This window comes from Flagellimonas aquimarina (assembly GCF_003149745.1).
GTDB lineage: Bacteria > Bacteroidota > Bacteroidia > Flavobacteriales > Flavobacteriaceae > Flagellimonas > Flagellimonas aquimarina.
Genome location: NZ_QGEG01000002.1, coordinates 915,225 through 932,865 on the forward strand (window position 1 = coordinate 915,225; position 17,641 = coordinate 932,865).

Annotated in this window: 13 protein-coding genes; 8 read left to right on the plus strand and 5 right to left on the minus strand. The window is 39.5% G+C overall.

Annotation, left to right across the window (positions count from 1 at the left end; all coding sequences use genetic code 11):
* The first annotated feature begins 66 nt into the window (after window positions 1-66).
* The 7 genes from ilvD to DKG77_RS11020 all read left to right on the plus strand — a co-directional run bounded on the left by ilvD (window position 67) and on the right by DKG77_RS11020 (window position 9,191).
* The gene (gene ilvD, locus DKG77_RS10990; RefSeq protein ID WP_109662952.1) at window positions 67-1,743 is read left to right on the plus strand and encodes a dihydroxy-acid dehydratase; all 1,677 of its coding nucleotides are present in this window, start codon (window positions 67-69) and stop codon (window positions 1,741-1,743) included.
* 50 nt (window positions 1,744-1,793) lie between these two features.
* Complete coding sequence (gene ilvB / locus DKG77_RS10995) at window positions 1,794-3,527, plus strand: biosynthetic-type acetolactate synthase large subunit (protein ID WP_109662953.1); 1,734 nt, start codon at window positions 1,794-1,796, stop codon at window positions 3,525-3,527.
* 1 nt (window position 3,528) lies between these two features.
* Complete coding sequence (locus tag DKG77_RS11000; protein WP_109662955.1) at window positions 3,529-4,110, plus strand: O-methyltransferase; 582 nt, start codon at window positions 3,529-3,531, stop codon at window positions 4,108-4,110.
* A 2-nt stretch (window positions 4,111-4,112) separates the two neighbouring features.
* Window positions 4,113-4,640 (plus strand): acetolactate synthase small subunit, encoded by a 528-nt coding sequence (gene ilvN / locus DKG77_RS11005; protein ID WP_109662957.1) that lies wholly within the window; start codon window positions 4,113-4,115, stop codon window positions 4,638-4,640.
* A 24-nt stretch (window positions 4,641-4,664) separates the two neighbouring features.
* Window positions 4,665-6,140, plus strand: coding sequence for a ketol-acid reductoisomerase (gene ilvC / locus DKG77_RS11010; RefSeq protein ID WP_109662959.1), 1,476 nt, complete (start codon window positions 4,665-4,667; stop codon window positions 6,138-6,140).
* Window positions 6,141-6,176: 36 nt separating this feature from the next.
* Window positions 6,177-7,442 (plus strand): threonine ammonia-lyase, encoded by a 1,266-nt coding sequence (gene ilvA, locus DKG77_RS11015; RefSeq protein WP_109662961.1) that lies wholly within the window; start codon window positions 6,177-6,179, stop codon window positions 7,440-7,442.
* 159 nt (window positions 7,443-7,601) lie between these two features.
* The gene (locus DKG77_RS11020) at window positions 7,602-9,191 is read left to right on the plus strand and encodes an NADP-dependent glyceraldehyde-3-phosphate dehydrogenase (protein ID WP_109662962.1); all 1,590 of its coding nucleotides are present in this window, start codon (window positions 7,602-7,604) and stop codon (window positions 9,189-9,191) included.
* A gap of 78 nt (window positions 9,192-9,269) precedes the next feature.
* Here the strand turns inward: DKG77_RS11020 and leuB are convergent, their stop codons facing one another.
* Genes leuB through leuC form a run of 4 tightly spaced genes read right to left on the minus strand, consistent with a single transcriptional unit; the run spans window position 9,270 to window position 13,927 of the window.
* On the minus strand, window positions 9,270-10,325 hold the full coding sequence (gene leuB, locus DKG77_RS11025) for a 3-isopropylmalate dehydrogenase (protein WP_109662964.1): 1,056 nt from the start codon (window positions 10,323-10,325) through the stop codon (window positions 9,270-9,272).
* A 24-nt stretch (window positions 10,326-10,349) separates the two neighbouring features.
* Window positions 10,350-11,867: an alpha-isopropylmalate synthase regulatory domain-containing protein gene (locus DKG77_RS11030; protein WP_109662966.1), complete on the minus strand. Its 1,518-nt coding sequence runs from the start codon at window positions 11,865-11,867 to the stop codon at window positions 10,350-10,352.
* A 37-nt stretch (window positions 11,868-11,904) separates the two neighbouring features.
* The gene (leuD, locus tag DKG77_RS11035; RefSeq protein WP_109662968.1) at window positions 11,905-12,501 is read right to left on the minus strand and encodes a 3-isopropylmalate dehydratase small subunit; all 597 of its coding nucleotides are present in this window, start codon (window positions 12,499-12,501) and stop codon (window positions 11,905-11,907) included.
* Between the two features lie 16 nt (window positions 12,502-12,517).
* Complete coding sequence (gene leuC / locus DKG77_RS11040; protein WP_109663752.1) at window positions 12,518-13,927, minus strand: 3-isopropylmalate dehydratase large subunit; 1,410 nt, start codon at window positions 13,925-13,927, stop codon at window positions 12,518-12,520.
* A gap of 406 nt (window positions 13,928-14,333) precedes the next feature.
* On the opposite strand from leuC, the gene DKG77_RS11045 reads away from it, so the two are divergent.
* Window positions 14,334-15,446 carry a DUF2911 domain-containing protein gene (locus DKG77_RS11045; RefSeq protein WP_109662970.1) on the plus strand — a complete coding sequence of 371 codons (1,113 nt, stop codon included), beginning with the start codon at window positions 14,334-14,336 and terminating at the stop codon, window positions 15,444-15,446.
* 50 nt (window positions 15,447-15,496) lie between these two features.
* Here the strand turns inward: DKG77_RS11045 and recG are convergent, their stop codons facing one another.
* The gene (gene recG / locus DKG77_RS11050; protein ID WP_109662972.1) at window positions 15,497-17,602 is read right to left on the minus strand and encodes an ATP-dependent DNA helicase RecG; all 2,106 of its coding nucleotides are present in this window, start codon (window positions 17,600-17,602) and stop codon (window positions 15,497-15,499) included.
* Window positions 17,603-17,641 lie beyond the last annotated feature (39 nt).

Genomic DNA, 17,641 nt, shown 5'->3' on the forward strand with positions numbered 1-17,641 from the left:
TGAAACATCTATCTTTGATTATAGGAGGAAATTCAACAAAGAACCAGATTCGAAAGAAATATATTAATGGAATTGAACAAGTATAGCAAAAATGTTACCCAAGACCCTACTCAACCAGCAGCTCAGGCTATGTTGCATGCCATAGGATTGACGGAGGAAGACTTAAAAAAACCGTTAATTGGTATTGGAAGCACTGGGTACGAGGGCAATCCTTGCAATATGCACTTGAATGAACTGTCTACCTATGTTAAAGAAGGTACACAACAAGGCAATCTTGTGGGTTTAATTTTCAATACTATAGGCGTGAGTGATGGTATCTCAATGGGAACTTATGGCATGCGCTATTCACTTCCATCAAGAGATATTATTGCAGACTCTATGGAGACCGTGGTTCAAGCAATGAATTATGATGGTTTGGCAACTGTGGTCGGTTGTGATAAAAACATGCCAGGAGCACTTATGGCAATGATTCGTTTAGATAGACCTTCCATTTTAGTTTATGGAGGTACAATTGCTTCAGGATGCTTAAAAGACAGAAAACTTGATGTGGTGTCCGCTTTTGAGGCTTGGGGAGAGAAAGTTGCTGGTACCATTAATGAGGAAGAGTACAAAAGTGTAATTCAAAATGCATGTCCCGGAGCAGGTGCCTGTGGAGGAATGTATACTGCAAATACAATGGCTTCTGCCATTGAGGCTTTGGGAATGGCTTTGCCATATAATTCTTCAAACCCTGCAGTTGGTGACAGAAAGAAGCAAGACTGTGTCGATTCAGGTAAAGCGCTAAGATATTTGTTGGAAAATGATATTAAACCAAGTGATATCATCAGCAAAAAATCTTTAGAGAATGCAGTCCGATTAATAACCGTACTTGGAGGATCAACAAATGCTGTACTTCATTTTCTGGCAATTGCCAAAGCAGCAGAAATCGATTTTGAACTGGCAGATTTCCAGAGAATCAGTGATACTACACCTTTCTTGGCAGATTTAAAACCAAGTGGAAAATATTTAATGGAAGACTTACATCGCGTGGGAGGAGTTCCTGCTGTAATGAAGTTTATGCTAAAGCATGATATGCTGCATGGCGATTGTCTTACAGTAACTGGAAAGACCATTGCTGAGAACTTAGCTGAGGTTCCAGATTTAACCGAAGGACAAAAAGTGGTTATGGATTTAGAAAATCCAATCAAAGAAACTGGACACCTTAGGATTCTTCATGGGAATCTAGCTACGGAAGGGGCAGTTGCAAAAATTACCGGTAAGGAAGGCCTGCACTTCTCTGGACCGGCAAAAGTTTTTGAAAGCGAGTTTGAAGCAAATGATGGAATCCGCGAAGGATTGGTTAAAAAGGGAGATGTGGTTGTCATTAGATATGAAGGACCAAAAGGGGGGCCGGGCATGCCTGAAATGTTGAAACCTACTGCAGCTATTATGGGAGTTGGGCTTGGTAAGAATGTTGCTTTGATTACAGATGGAAGATTCTCTGGAGGCACACATGGTTTTGTAGTGGGGCATATAGCGCCCGAAGCACAAGATGGTGGAGCCATAGGATTGGTTAAGGATGGAGATATTATTACTATCGATGCAGAGAAAAACAGCATATCTATGGCCATTTCAGATGAAGAATTAGCAAATAGAAAAGCAAAATGGGTACAACCACCATTAAAGGTAAAAAAAGGAAGTTTATACAAATATGCCAAAACAGTTTCTTCAGCTTCAAAAGGCTGTGTAACTGATTTGATATAATATTAATTGAGGGTGATAGAGGGAGTTTTATCCCTCAGAATAATACGCTTATGGAAACACTGAGAGCACAAAAGAAAGATTCTGAAAAAGACACCACTATGCGAATAAGTGGCGCCGAAGCTATAATACATTGTTTATTGGCTGAGGGAGTGGATTTAATCTATGGATATCCAGGAGGGGCGATTATGCCGGTGTATGATGAACTCTACAAGTTTCAGGATAAATTAACGCATATCTTAACCAGACATGAACAAGGAGCTACCCATGCGGCGCAGGGTTATGCAAGAGTAAGTGGAAAAGTTGGGGTGGCCATGGCTACTTCGGGACCAGGTGCTACAAATTTAGTCACTGGGCTCGCAGATGCCCAGATAGACTCAACACCAATGGTTTGTATTACGGGTCAAGTTCCCAGACATTTATTGGGGTCAGATGCATTTCAAGAGACAGACATTGTTGGAATTTCTACACCGGTCACTAAATGGAATTATCAGGTAACCAAAGCAGCCGAGATTCCAGAGATTATAGCAAAGGCATTTTATATTGCAAAATCTGGGAGACCCGGCCCAGTGTTAATCGATATTACTAAGAACGCTCAATTTGATGAGTTGGATTTTACATACGAAAAATGTAAGGGTGTCCGTAGTTACAAACCCGTTCCAGAACCAGATATAAAAGCAATTGAGACGGCTGCTGAGCTCATCAACAAGGCAAAAAAACCATATATCGTTTTTGGACAAGGAGTGATATTGGGTGAGGCAGAGAACGAATTAAAAGCGTTGGTGGAAAAAGCAGGCATTCCGGCAGCTTGGACCATTTTAGGGCTTTCTGCAATGGATACTGACCATCCGCTAAATGTAGGTATGGTAGGTATGCACGGTAATTATGGTCCAAATGTACTGACCAATGAATGTGATTTGCTCATTGCCATAGGAATGCGCTTTGATGACAGGGTCACAGGTAGTTTGGACACCTATGCCAAGCAAGCAAAGGTGATTCATTTTGAAATTGATCCTGCAGAAATCAATAAAAATGTGAAAGCGGACGTGGCTGTTTTGGGAAATGCTAAACAGACCTTGGATTTATTGCTGCCACTGGTGAATAAGAATGAACATAAAGAATGGAAGGCGGCGTTTGATAAAAAATACCAAACGGAATATGAAACCGTCATCAAAAAAGATATTACACCTACAAAAGAAGGACTAACAATGGGAGAGGTTGTTGAGCAAATCAATATTTCTTCAGAACATAAGGCTGTTATTGTTACCGATGTGGGGCAACATCAAATGATTGCTTGCAGGTATGCCAAGTTTAAGCAATCCAAAAGTAATATAACTTCTGGCGGGCTAGGAACTATGGGGTTTGCATTACCTGCAGCCATAGGAGCTAAGATGGGAGCAATGGAACGCGAAGTGGTCGCTATCATTGGAGATGGGGGATATCAAATGACCATTCAGGAGTTGGGTGTAATCTTTCAGCATAACGTTCCGGTGAAAATTGTGGTACTAAACAATGATCATTTAGGCATGGTGCGCCAGTGGCAAGAACTTTTCTTTGAGAGCAGATATGCTTCAACCGTAATGGTGAACCCAGATTTTGTAAAGATTGCAGAGGGGTATCATATTAAATCGAGAAGAGTTTCGGAACGATCCGAGTTGAAGGAAGCTGTTGCCGAAATGATAGCATCCAAAGGCCCTTACTTTTTGGAAGTCAAGGTGGAAAAAGAAGACAATGTATTTCCCATGATTCCTTCAGGGGCTTCCGTTTCAGATATTAGACTCAAATAACATGAACCAGGCTAATATTTTAGATATGCCAAAGGTATATCCCCAACTACTTGCCAAGTCTGGAGAAATTGGGTTTACCATGCCTTCAGATATGTATATTGGAACATTTTTAAAAACCTTGGTTTCTTCCAAACCTGCAGGAACTTTTCTAGAACTAGGAACGGGCATGAGCTTGTCTCTGGCTTGGATGTTGGAAGGAATGGATAAAAATTCCAAGCTGATAAGTATAGACAATGATAATGAGCTTATTCAAATAGCAAAGGGTTTTTTCAACCAAGAAGGGAGACTTGAGTTAATCTGTGCTGATGGTAACGACTGGTTGTTTCAGTATAAGGGAGAAAAATTTGATTTGATTTTTGCTGATGCATGGCCTGGTAAGTACAGCCATCTGGACCGAACATTGGAATTGCTTAAAGTAGGAGGCTTTTATGTAATTGATGATATGCGCAAACAAGCCAATTGGCCAATTGGTCATGAGGACAATGTAACATCATTGGTAGAAACACTAGAGACAAGGCAGGATTTTACAATTACAAAAATGGATTGGTCAACAGGAATTATAGTGGCCGTGAAAACAAAATAGGTATGGAAAAACAGTGGTACACCATCTCGGTTTATTCGGAGAACAATGTTGGATTACTAAATAGGATATCAGGAATATTCTTAAAGAGACACATTAATATAGAGAGTTTAAATGTTTCTAAATCAGAGATTGAAAACGTTTCAAAATTCACAATAGTTGTAGTCGCCCCCGAAGAATGGGTAAGAAAAATTGTAGGACAGATAGAGAAGCAGGTAGAGGTGATAAAAGCTTACTATCATACAGATGACGAAACTATTTATCAAGAATCTGCCTTGTTCAAAATAGCATCGGATTTGTTGTTTGATGAACGCCAGATTCAGAACATCATTAAAGAAAGTAATTCACAAATCGTAACCGTGGCCAGAGACTTTTTTGTTTTGGCCAAAACTGGGCGCCGTCACGAAATTGACCAAATGCACGATGCTTTGGAGCCTTATGGCATCAAACAATTTGTGCGTTCTGGAAGGATTGCGGTAAGTAAGGCGTCAATGCCGATAACCAGTATTTTAGAAGAATTTCAAAATCAATAAATAGCACAAAATCAAAAACTAAAAATGACAAATTATTTTAATACGCTATCACTTCGTGATAAATTGGAACAGTTGGGGAAATGTAGATTTATGGATTCCAGTGAGTTTGCAGATGGTGTTACGGCGTTGAAAGGAAAGAAAATCGTAATTGTAGGCTGCGGTGCACAAGGTTTGAACCAAGGTTTGAATATGAGGGATTCAGGATTGGACATTTCATACACCCTAAGAGAGGCCGCAATCAAAGAACAAAGGCAATCCTATAAGAATGCCAAGGAGAATAACTTTAATGTGGGCACCTATGAAGAGTTGATTCCATCTGCTGACTTGGTCATCAATCTTACACCAGACAAACAACACACCAATGTGGTCAGCACAGTAATGCCTTTAATGAAAAAAGGAGCTACACTTTCTTATTCCCACGGCTTCAACATTGTAGAGGAGGGGATGCAGATTAGAAAAGACCTTACAGTTATTATGGTAGCTCCAAAGAGTCCTGGTTCTGAGGTACGTGAAGAATACAAAAGAGGTTTTGGGGTGCCTACCTTGATTGCCGTACATCCAGAAAACGACCCAGAAGGCAAAGGTTTGGCCCAGGCTAAAGCTTATGCAGCTGGTACAGGTGGGCATAAAGCGGGAGTGTTGGAATCTTCTTTTGTGGCAGAAGTAAAGTCAGATTTAATGGGCGAACAAACCATTCTTTGTGGGTTGTTGCAAACAGGTTCCATTTTATCCTTTGACAAGATGGTCGAAAAAGGAATTGATGCTGGGTATGCTTCAAAACTAATACAATACGGATGGGAAACCATTACTGAAGGGTTAAAGCATGGGGGAATCACCAATATGATGGACAGATTGTCTAACCCCGCTAAAATAAAAGCTTTTGATTTGGCGGAAGAATTAAAAGATATCATGCGACCCCTATTTCAAAAACATATGGATGACATTATGAGTGGTCATTTTTCTAAAACCATGATGGAAGATTGGGCCAATGATGATAAGAATTTGTTGGATTGGAGATCCGCAACAGGCGAAACTTCATTTGAAAAGACCCCGGCTGGCAACGATGCTGTTTCGGAACAAGAGTTTTATGACAATGGTGTGTTAATGGTTGCATTTGTGAAATCTGGAGTGGAGTTGGCCTTTGAAACCATGACAGAGTCTGGAATCATAGGAGAATCTGCATACTATGAATCTTTGCATGAAACACCGTTGATTGCGAATACCATAGCAAGAAAAAAATTATTTGAAATGAACCGAGTAATTTCTGATACGGCGGAATATGGTTGCTATTTATTCGACCATGCCTGTAAACCTTTGTTAAAAGATTTCATGAAAACCATAGACACTAACGTTATTGGAACCCATTTTGGAGAAGGAAAAGATAACGGAGTTGACAATGTAAGGCTTATAGCGGTCAATAAGGCACTACGTGAGCATCCTGTTGAAATTGTAGGTGCTAGATTGAGGGAATCAATGACAGCTATGAAACCCATAGCATAGATTTGAGTTTCAATTAAATTGATAAGCAGTGACGAGATGAAAAAAACGGCGGCTACATATTTTCCGCAGATAGTTGATATTTATGCAGCCGCCGATACAATCAAACAGGTTACAGGAGAAACTCCTTTGCAGCAAAGTATCCGTTATTCAAAGAAGTATGATGCCAACATCCTACTAAAGAGAGAAGATTTACAGCGCGTAAGAAGTTATAAAATCCGTGGAGCTTTCAATAAGATAAGTTCTCTTACCAAGGAAGAATTAAAAAATGGCGTGGTTTGCGCTAGTGCGGGAAACCATGCCCAGGGAGTTGCATTTGCATGTAACTATTTGGGAGTGGAAGGAACTATATACATGCCCGCAGTTACTCCAAAACAAAAGATTGACCAAACCAAAATGTTTGGGGGAGATTGGATAAAAGTGGTATTGGAAGGAGATACTTTTGATGATTCCCAAAAGGCGGCCAGGCTGTTTTGCGACAGTCATCATAAAACCTTTGTTCATCCATTTGATGATGTAAAGACTATTGAAGGTCAAGCTACTATTGGATTAGAACTGTTAAATCAATCTGAAGAACCTATAGATTATGTTTTTGTTGCCGTGGGTGGAGGAGGATTGGCATCTGGGTTATGCGGTACATTTCAAGCCCTTTCACCCAAAACCAAAATCATTGGAATAGAGCCAGAAGGTGCTCCCTCTATGAAAACGGCCATAGAAAAAGGAGAATTGGTAGAACTATCCCAAATTGATAAGTTTATTGATGGTGCAGCAGTTCAAAAAGTTGGCCAATACACTTTCCCTATTTGCAAAGACCATCTATACAAGATGGAGACTGTTCCAGAAGGTAAAGTATGTCAGACTATTTTAGATTTATACAATAGAGATGCCATTGTAGTCGAACCAGCTGGAGCGTTGACTATCTCTGCGTTAGATGATTTTAAAGATGAAATAAAAGGCAAAACCGTGGTTTGTATTGTTAGCGGCAGTAATAATGATATTACACGGACGGCAGAGATAAAAGAGAGAGCTTTACTATATGGAAACCTAAAACATTATTTCATCATTCGATTTCCACAACGCCCTGGGGCTCTAAAAGAATTTGTGGCGGATATTTTAGGGCCGGATGACGATATCACACATTTTGAATATTCTAAAAAATCAAGCAGGGAAAATGCGCCCGCAGTCGTTGGGATTGAGTTAAAATCTTCTGAAGATTTGAAGCCTTTGATCCAACGAATGAAAAGCAATAATTTTTTTGGAGACTATCTTAATAACAAACCAGATCTTTTTCAATATTTGGTGTAACCGATATAACAATTTCATATTCTTTTCTGATAAAGGACATACTAAAACGTTTTCGTAGTTAAACCATTGAAAATAAAGAAGTTTTAAATCATTTTTACACTAGTTTCGTATGAGATTTAAGCTATGAACAGAACCAACTATAATTAAAAGCATAGGATTATGCCAGTTAAAACAATGATACCAGAAGAATTCCAAATTACATCAGAAATACATCAAAAAACCTATTTGGCAAATGGTGAATTGAAGGAGTGGAAAGGCAATAACACAACAGTAATTTCAACAATCTCCTCTACAAAGGAATATGCACATACCGTTTTAGGAAGCATTCCGGACATGGGTGAAGAAGAAGCATTGCAAGCATTGGATGCTGCAGTGGGCGCATATAACCAAGGTCAGGGTGTTTGGCCAACTATGAAGGTGAAAGACCGTATTGAGTGTATGGAGTCTTTTGTGAAGAAAATGGAGAAGAAACGAGAGGAAGTTGTGAAACTCTTAATGTGGGAGATTGGAAAGTCACTGCCAGATTCGCAAAAAGAGTTTGATCGTACCGTTGAGTATATTTATGACACCATTGAAGACTATAAAAAACTAGATCGTGATTCTGCAAAGTTCCAAAAGCACGATGGGGTATATGCTCATATTCGTAGAGGACCATTGGGAGTAGTTTTATGTTTGGGGCCATACAATTACCCTTTAAACGAGACCTTTGCCTTGTTGATTCCCGCAATCATTATGGGGAACACAACAGTTTTTAAACCGGCCAAGCATGGGGTTTTATTGATAACACCTCTGTTAGAGGCATTTCAGAGCAGTTTTCCAAAAGGAGTGGTCAATATTTTGTTTGGAAGAGGTAGAGCAGTGGCGGCTCCTATCATAAAAACGGGAAAGGTTGATGTTTTGGCACTCATAGGAAACAGTAAATCTGCCAATGCCTTACAAGACCAACATCCTAAAAGCAATAGGTTGCGACTGGTCCTGGGATTGGAGGCAAAAAACCCTGCTATCATTCTTCCTGATGCAGATTTAGATTTAACGATAAATGAATGTTTAGCTGGGACACTTTCGTTTAATGGGCAACGGTGCACCGCGTTAAAAGTGGTTTATGTGCATGAAGATGTAAAGGATGAATTTTTGAAACGATTCTCAGAAAAGGTGGACGCATTAAAATTTGGAAATCCATGGGATGATGGTGTAAAACTAACACCCTTGCCGGAACCCGGAAAACCAGCTTATATTCAAGAATTGTTGGATGATGCCAAGGCAAAAGGAGCTAAAATCAAAAACAAAAAGGGAGGAAAACAATCTGATAATTACATTTGGCCAGCAGTTTTATACCCCGTCTCCAAAGACATGAGAGTATACGAAGAAGAACAATTTGGCCCAATAATCCCTGTGGTTTCCTTCAAAGATATAGAAGAACCATTAGATGATATGGCCGAATCTAACTACGGGCAACAAGTAAGCTTGTTTGGAAAAGATGTATATACCTTATCTCCACTTATAGATACGCTGGCTAATTTGGTGTGTAGAGTGAATTTAAACAGCTCCTGTCAACGAGGTCCAGATGTTTATCCTTTTACAGGAAGAAAAGATTCTGCCCAATCCACATTAAGTGTTCATGATGCCCTAAGGTCATTCTCTATACGTACTTTTGTTGCGTTTAAGGACAATGAATTGAACAATGAAACCATTGAACAATTGTTGGAAGCTAAAGTAAGCAACTTTCTAAGTACAGATTATATTTTGTAAGAAACGCTAATAAGCAAAAAGACCTCTGGTATATTCAGAGGCCTTTTTGTTATAATAACATAATGAGTTTTAAATTGTTTAGAGATTACTCGCCAACCAATCTCCAACTTCACTGGTTTTGTAAGCTTTTCCACCTTCTGCCAGGTCTTCGGTAACAATGCCTTGAGCAAGAGATGCATTAACAACATTCCTGATAGCTTCCGCCTCGTCTTTTAAATCAAAGTCCTCAAAAAGCATAGCTGCGGATAAAACGGTCGCCAGTGGATTGGCAATATCTTTACCTGCCGCTTGTGGGTAAGATCCGTGAATAGGCTCATACAGCTTTGATTTTTCACCCACTGATGCTGAAGGCATTAACCCCATGGAACCAGAAATTACGGAGGCTTCATCAGTAAGGATATCACCAAAAAGATTTTCAGTGATAATTACATCGTAATCGCTTGGCCATTGGACCAAACGCATGGCAACGGCATCTACAAATTCATAAGAAACTTCTACCTCAGGGAAGTCTTTCTCCATAGCCTGTACCGTTTCTCTCCAAAGACGTGAAGATTCGAGCACATTGGCCTTATCAACACAACAAAGCCTTTTTGAGCGGCCCAAGGCCATCTCAAAACCTTTTTTTGCCAAGCGCTGAATCTCTGCCCGAGTATAGGTCATTGTATCAAAAGCGGTATTGCCATTATCTTTTCTACCTCTTTCGCCAAAATAAACACCGCCCGTCAATTCTCTAAGTATAATCAGGTCAGTCCCTTCAATACGTTCCCTTTTTAATGGGGACTTATCAATCAATGATGGGAAGGTAAACGTAGGTCGAACATTGGCAAAAAGCCCTAATTTTTGACGCATTTTCAGCAAGCCTTGCTCTGGACGTACTTTAGCAGAGGGGTCATTGTCAAAACGGGGATGTCCAATGGCACCGAACAATACGGCATCCGCTGCCTCACAAACGGAATGGGTTTCATCTGGATAAGGTTCACCAACCGCATCAATAGCTGCAGCACCGGTCAATGCTGGGATCCAATCAATTTGATGATTGAATTTTGCAGCCACTGCTTCAGATACTTTCACGGCTTGATTGATCACTTCTGGACCAATTCCATCTCCTGCCAATAAGGCTATGTTTAATTTCATATGTATTTTTTATAGGTTGGTTTCTCAAATCAGATTGAGCATTTTTTCTGTAGCTTTTATGGCAGATACCGTTTGATCGGAATCTAAACCTCTAGTGGTAAAATCATTTTTTTTGCCCCGCCAAGTTATTATTGTCTCACAAAGCGCATCAGATGTACTCCCAGGAGGAATGCGGACGGCATAATCCACCAACTTTGGTAAATCCATTTTTTCTTTTTGATATACTTTATGAAGAGCATTGATAAAAGCATCGAACTGCCCATCACCCTGAGCATTTTCCTCATAGGATTTCCCGTCAATTTCAATGGAAAGGGTAGTGGAGGGCTTTAAACCTTTTGAATGTGTTAGAACATATGATTTTACAAAAACACGTTGTTGATGTAATTCACTGTTCAAAACATCGGAAATAATGTACGGTAGATCATCTTTGGTAACACGTTCCTTTTTGTCCCCAAGCTCTATAATCCTTTCCGTTACCTTTTTAAGTTCATCATCATTTAATGTTAATCCTAGCTCTTGAAGATTCTTTTGAATATTTGATTTACCAGATGTTTTTCCTAATGCGTATTTGCGTTTTCTACCAAAACGCTCTGGCAGTAAATCATTAAAGTAAAGATTCTTTTTGCTATCTCCATCTGCATGTATACCAGCAGTTTGTGTGAAAACATTTCCACCTACAATAGGCTTATTGTCCGGAATGCCAAAACCAGTAAATGCCGAGACCAACTTGCTTACCTTATAGAGGGAAGATTCCTTTACCCCAATGGAAATTTCGGGCATAAAGTCATTAATCACAGCAACAGCACTTGCCAGTGGAGCGTTACCGGCTCGCTCTCCCATGCCATTAACGGTCAGGTGCAATCCATGACATCCAGCTTTTAAGGCTTCCATGATGTTGGCTACACTTAAATCATAATCATTATGACCATGAAAATCAAAATGTGAATTGGGATACCTTTTAATGATTTGCCCTAAAAAATCGGAAGTTTCATGATAGGTTAGTATGCCTAAAGTATCTGGAAGCAATACTCGTTTTATAGGCAGGGTGGTAAGAAAGTCCAAAAATTGAAACACATACTCAGGAGAGTTTCGCATTCCATTGCTCCAATCCTCCAAGTAAACATTAGTTTCAATACCCAGGATTTCAGCTTTGGTTACGATCGCTTCAATATCTTTAAAGTGTTGTTCTGGAGTTTTCTTTAACTGATGGGTAAGGTGATTTAGGGAACCTTTGGTCAATAAATTTTGGACTTTTGCACCAGTTTCAACCATCCAATCCAGCGAAACACCTTTATCCACAAATGTCAATACTTCAACAGATGATAAATAACCCTCAGCTTTTGCCCAATCTGTAATACTCTTAACAGCTTTAAACTCTCCTTCTGAGACTCTTGCTGAAGCAACCTCTATGCGGTCCACCTTGAGTTCTTCCAACAGAAGTTTGGCCAGTGTAAGCTTTTCTGATGAAGAGAAAGACACACCCGATGTTTGCTCGCCATCTCTTAGGGTGGTATCCATTATTTCAACGGTACGTGTTTTCATTTTGGGTATTGTATGATCCTGCTATAAAACAGTTTTGCTATAGCGGAGTGTCCCCAGCAAACTCTTGAATTTCATTTTTGATGTTGAGAAGGTAATCAATGTCATCAAAACCATTGAGCATGTTTTCCTTCTTATAGTCGTTGATAGCAAAGCCTTCGCTTTCATTGGTTTCCAAAATGGTGATGGTTTGTTTGGGAAGATGAATTTCCAACTCCGTATTTGGATTTTCCTCAATAGCCCTGAAGATTTTATCCAAAAATTCTGGACTAACCTGCACCGGTAAAACTCCAATGTTTAAGCAGTTGTTTCTAAAAATATCAGCAAAAAAACTAGATACTACACAACGAAAACCATAATCATAAACAGCCCATGCAGCATGCTCCCTAGAGGAACCAGAGCCAAAGTTTTTACCTCCAACCAATATTTTTCCCTTGTAAATAGGGTTGTTTAATACAAATTGTTCTTTAGGAGTATTGTCTGGATGGTACCTCCAATCTCTGAACAGATTGTCTCCGAAACCTTTGCGTTCTGTAGCTTTTAAAAATCGAGCTGGTATAATTTGATCTGTATCCACATTTTCTATAGGCAATGGGACTGCCGAACTTTTGAGTATATTGAACTTATCGTAAGCCATTTCGTGTTCTTTTAATTTAAGCGATTACTTCTTCCATTAATTCTCGTGGATCTGTTACTTTTCCGGTAACTGCCGCGGCGGCCGCAACTAGAGGGCTGGCCAATAATGTTCTGGAGCCCGGACCCTGTCTTCCTTCAAAATTTCTATTGGATGTGCTCACTGCATATTTACCGGCGGGAATCTTATCATCGTTCATTGCAAGACATGCAGAACAACCAGGCTCTCTTAGTTCAAAACCTGATTCATGTAAAACATCAAGTATGCCTTCGTTTTTAATAGCTTCTTCCACTCGGTGCGAACCAGGAACTAGCCATGCAGTAACATTGTCCGCTTTTTTGCGCCCTTTTATGATGGAAGCAAATGCTCTAAAATCTTCAATTCTACCATTAGTACAGCTTCCCAAGAATACAAAATCTATAGGTTTTCCAATCATGGCCTCACCTTCATTAAAAGCCATATACTCCAATGATTTTTTATAGGTTGCGTTTCCACCTTCTACAGAATTTGCCTTTGGGATTCCATTTTGAATTCCAATACCCATTCCTGGGTTTGTGCCATAAGTAATCATTGGCTCTATTTCAGAAGCATCAAAAGAAATCTCTTTGTCAAAAACTGCATCTTCATCAGAGTAGAGCGTTTGCCAATAATCCATGGCCTTTTCCCATGCTGCACCTTTGGGAGTGTATTCCCTACCTTTTATATATTCAAAGGTCTTCTCATCTGGAGCGATCATTCCTCCACGAGCACCCATTTCTATGCTTAAGTTACAGACGGTCATGCGACCTTCCATAGACATTTCTCTGAAAACCTGCCCTGAATATTCAACAAAATATCCAGTGGCACCAGAGGTGGTCAGTTTGGAAATAATGAAAAGAGCAACATCTTTTGGAGTTACCCCAAGGTTTAAATTCCCATCTATGTTTATGCGCATGCTCTTTGCCTTTGGTTGCATAATACATTGGGTTGAAAGAACCATTTCCACCTCACTGGTACCAATGCCAAAGGCAATGGCACCGAATGCTCCATGAGTAGAAGTATGAGAATCCCCACAAACAATAGTTGCTCCGGGTACGGTGATTCCATTTTCAGGACCTATTACGTGAACAATTCCGTTTTTCTCATGCCCAAGCCCCCAATAAGGAATATTATGAGCTTTGGAGTTTTCTTCTAAAGCCTTTAATTGATTTGCAGATAGTTTGTCCTTAACTGGCAAATGTTGATTTATGGTAGGAGTATTATGATCGGCCGTGGCAAAAGTGCGTTCTGGATAGAGCACATTAATGCCTCGGTTCTTTAGCCCTAAAAAAGCCACGGGGCTAGTTACTTCATGCACCAAATGTCTATCAATAAAAATCACATCCGGGCCATTTTCAATACGCTGCACCGTATGTGAATCCCATACTTTATCAAATAGTGTCTTACTCATAGTTGTATTCAATAATTTATAAGCTTGTAAATTTAAAATATGAAAAAAAAAGCCTTGGTGTTTAGTTGCGAAAATTACGATGTTCAAGCTCGGTTTTAAAACCAATTGGACCACCAACCTTGATTTTTGTCAGTTTAAAACAAAAACAATTTCAATTGTTGGCAGCTTATGGTAATTCTTTCTTGGGTCATTGTTCCGTAAACGAAATTCCCGATAAGCGTTTACTTTTTGGTTTATGAATATTCTATGATTTGTATATTGATTTTGAGGATATTATTCTTAATCCGTTGAAATTTAACATGTTTCATTTTAATTTAACATTGCTGTAACGCAATTGAAACAATGGGCTCTCTACTTTAGAGGATCGACCTAAAAGTTTATTCATTAACAAATCAAAAACGAACAAATGAAAAAAAGTTACTCGGCCGTTTCGGCCATGATTCTTATTGCGGTTTTTTTTATTTCCAATAGCACTTTTGCTCAACTTGACTTTCTACCGCGTGGCAGTCAAATGGCAAAAGTATCTCAACGCATTGGAAACACGAACGTTACTATTATTTATTCCAGACCAAGTGTAAATGATAGAGAAGTATGGGGAACATTGGTTCCTTATGGCATGAACAATTTAGGATTTGGTACTGCTACCGAATCTCCATGGCGAGCTGGCGCCAATGAAAATACTATTTTTAAAACTTCGGATGATCTCACAATTGGAGGGAAAACCCTGCCTGCCGGCAAGTATGGTTTACATATGATTGTAAACGAAGATAACAGTGCAACGGTTATTTTTTCAAAAAATCATGATGCTTGGGGCAGTTATTTTTATGACCCAAGTGATGATGCACTTCGCGTAGATGTTTCCACAAAGGAAATTGCTCACGTAGAACAGCTTATGTACACTTTTAATGAAGTTGATGCTACTTCTGCAGTGGCTTCTTTAAATTGGGAAAAAAAGCAGATTCCATTTAAAGTGGAAACAGATGTCACAAACAATGTTCTGGCGGACATACGGCAAAAACTACAAACTTCTCCAGGGTTCAATAGACAAACATGGGAACAGGCAGCAAACTATGCCCAGAACAATGGAGGCGATTTGGATGAAGCGCTTGGCTGGGTAGATGCAGCAATAGCGGGCCAGTTCTTTAGCCAGAAAACGTACAACAACCTGAGCATTAAATCCCAGATTTTGGCAAAACAAGGAAAAGATGCTGAGGCAAAGGCTTTGATGAAAGAAGCTATGCCCTTAGGAACTGTTTTCCAAGTGCATGGTTACGGTAGACAACTTATTGGCCAAGGAAAAACGGATGAAGCTCTTGAGGTGTTCAAGTGGAATGCAAAAGCCCATAAGGGAACATGGCCAGTGCATTATGGATTGGCAAGGGCTTATTCTGCAATAGGCGATAACAAGTCCACTTTGAAGCATTTAAAAATTGCTTTGCAAAATGCTCCTGCACAAGCTAACCGTGATAGGGTACAAGCTAATATAGACAAAGCAGAAAAAGGAGAAGCGATCAACTAATTATTTTTGTGGCCACTTAAAGTTAAAATGCCCAGTGAAAGCTGGGCATTTTAACTTATATAATTCCAAATTGTTTTTTGTTGCATCATTTTATTGTAGGCAAAAAGGATAGAACGGTTTTCTTCTTTTTCAAGCCTTGGGTCTTCTTTTAACAATTGTAGGGCATGGTATCTTGCTGTTTTTAATATCTGATTGTCTTTTACAATATCAGCAATTTTAAGATTGAGCATGCCACTTTGTTGTGTGCCCATTAAATCCCCAGGACCACGAAGTTTTAGGTCAACTTCGGCAATCTCAAAACCATCGTTGGTGCGCGTCATGGTTTCCAAACGTGTTTTAGCATCCTCAGATAATTTATGGCTAGTCATCAGAATACAAAAGCTTTGCTCGGCACCGCGACCCACGCGCCCTCGCAATTGATGCAGCTGAGAAAGCCCAAATCGCTCTGCACTTTCAATGATCATTACGGATGCATTGGGCACATTTACCCCAACTTCAATAACTGTGGTTGCTACCATGATTTGAGTTTCACCTTTTACAAAGCGCTCCATCTCGTAATCCTTGTCCTTAGGCTTCATTTTACCATGAACAATAGATATTTGATACTCGGGCGTGGGAAAATCCCTGGCAATGCTCTCATAGCCGTCCATAAGGTCTTTATAATCCAAGGCCTCAGATTCTTTAATCAAGGGATATACCATATAGATTTGTCTTCCCTTTTTTATTTCATCTTTAATAAATTGAAAGACCTTTAATCTGTTACTGTCAAATCTATGAACCGTTTTTATGGGTTTACGGCCTGGAGGTAATTCATCAATAACGGAAATATCTAAATCCCCATACAGACTCATGGCCAAGGTCCTAGGGATTGGCGTGGCGGTCATGACTAAAATATGAGGAGGGACTTCGTTTTTATGCCATAATTTTGAGCGTTGTGCCACCCCAAACCGGTGCTGTTCATCTATAATTGCCAGACCAAGGTTTTTAAATTGAACTTTATCCTCCAAAACGGCATGGGTGCCCACAAGTATATGTAATTCACCATTCTCAAGCTGTGCATGGATAGCGGTCCTATTGGATTTTTTAGTGGAACCGGTTAACAATGAGATATTGATTTTCATCTCCCCTAATAGCTCTTTTAGTCCATTATAGTGCTGATTGGCCAATATTTCTGTAGGGGCCATTAAACATGTTTGAAACCCATTATCAATGGCCAATAGCATGCACATTAAACCAACAATGGTCTTTCCAGAGCCCACATCACCTTGAAGTAGTCGGTTCATTTGGGCATTACTGCCCAAATCATTTCTTATTTCTTTAATTACTTTCTTTTGTGCATTAGTAAGTTCAAATGGCAGATGGCTATTGAAAAAAGTGTTGAAATTTTCACCTACTTTGCCAAACGGCAACCCTTTTATTTTTTGTTTTCTTAGGAGTTTTTTAGAAATTAATTGAAGCTGAACATAAAACAGCTCTTCAAACTTAAGTCTGAATTGCGCTTTTGCAAGTAATTCCTGGTTCTTGGGAAAATGAATGTTGAAAAGCGCTTCACTTTTGGGAATTAACTTTAACTCATCCATCATGCCTTTTGATAAGGATTCTGGAAATTGTCCTTTGCACTCCAAAAACAATTGCTGCATCATTTTGGCAATAACACGATTGGTAATGCCCTTGTTGCTAAGCTTTTCAGTTGAAGGGTAAATGGGCTGCATGGCAATTTTTAACCCTTTTTGATGTTCAGATAACAACTCCATTTCTGGATGAGGCATGGAAAAGGTACTTGCGTAACGTTTGGTTTTACCAAAAACCACATATGGTTCATTTAGTTTTAGATTTTCCCTGATCCACTTATGACTACGAAACCAAACCAATTCCATTTCTCCCGTTTCATCCACAAAACTGGCCACCAAACGTTTGCCCCGTTTTTGTTCCACTGTTTTAATATGTATGATTTTGCCAATTACTTGAACATCCGCTCCGCTGGGCTGTAGTTGATTTATCTTGTAATAGCTTGTCTTGTCAAGATATCTATTTGGAAAAAGATGCAACAGATCCCGATAGGTATGAATACCCAGTTCAGACCCTAAGCTATCAGCTCTGTTTGGACCAACACCTTTTAAATATGGAATGGGAGTTTCAAGAAAATTGGGATTCATCAAACTAAAATATGTAATTTGGAAAGACTTTTGCTATTT

Coding starts and splice junctions, on each gene's coding strand:
- ilvD (WP_109662952.1), top strand. CDS start 67: ATGGAATTGAACAAGTATAGCAAAAATGTTACCCAAGACCCTACTCAA.
- ilvB (WP_109662953.1), top strand. CDS start 1,794: ATGGAAACACTGAGAGCACAAAAGAAAGATTCTGAAAAAGACACCACT.
- DKG77_RS11000 (WP_109662955.1), top strand. CDS start 3,529: ATGAACCAGGCTAATATTTTAGATATGCCAAAGGTATATCCCCAACTA.
- ilvN (WP_109662957.1), top strand. CDS start 4,113: ATGGAAAAACAGTGGTACACCATCTCGGTTTATTCGGAGAACAATGTT.
- ilvC (WP_109662959.1), top strand. CDS start 4,665: ATGACAAATTATTTTAATACGCTATCACTTCGTGATAAATTGGAACAG.
- ilvA (WP_109662961.1), top strand. CDS start 6,177: ATGAAAAAAACGGCGGCTACATATTTTCCGCAGATAGTTGATATTTAT.
- DKG77_RS11020 (WP_109662962.1), top strand. CDS start 7,602: ATGCCAGTTAAAACAATGATACCAGAAGAATTCCAAATTACATCAGAA.
- leuB (WP_109662964.1), bottom strand. CDS start 10,325: ATGAAATTAAACATAGCCTTATTGGCAGGAGATGGAATTGGTCCAGAA.
- DKG77_RS11030 (WP_109662966.1), bottom strand. CDS start 11,867: ATGAAAACACGTACCGTTGAAATAATGGATACCACCCTAAGAGATGGC.
- leuD (WP_109662968.1), bottom strand. CDS start 12,501: ATGGCTTACGATAAGTTCAATATACTCAAAAGTTCGGCAGTCCCATTG.
- leuC (WP_109663752.1), bottom strand. CDS start 13,927: ATGAGTAAGACACTATTTGATAAAGTATGGGATTCACATACGGTGCAG.
- DKG77_RS11045 (WP_109662970.1), top strand. CDS start 14,334: ATGAAAAAAAGTTACTCGGCCGTTTCGGCCATGATTCTTATTGCGGTT.
- recG (WP_109662972.1), bottom strand. CDS start 17,602: ATGAATCCCAATTTTCTTGAAACTCCCATTCCATATTTAAAAGGTGTT.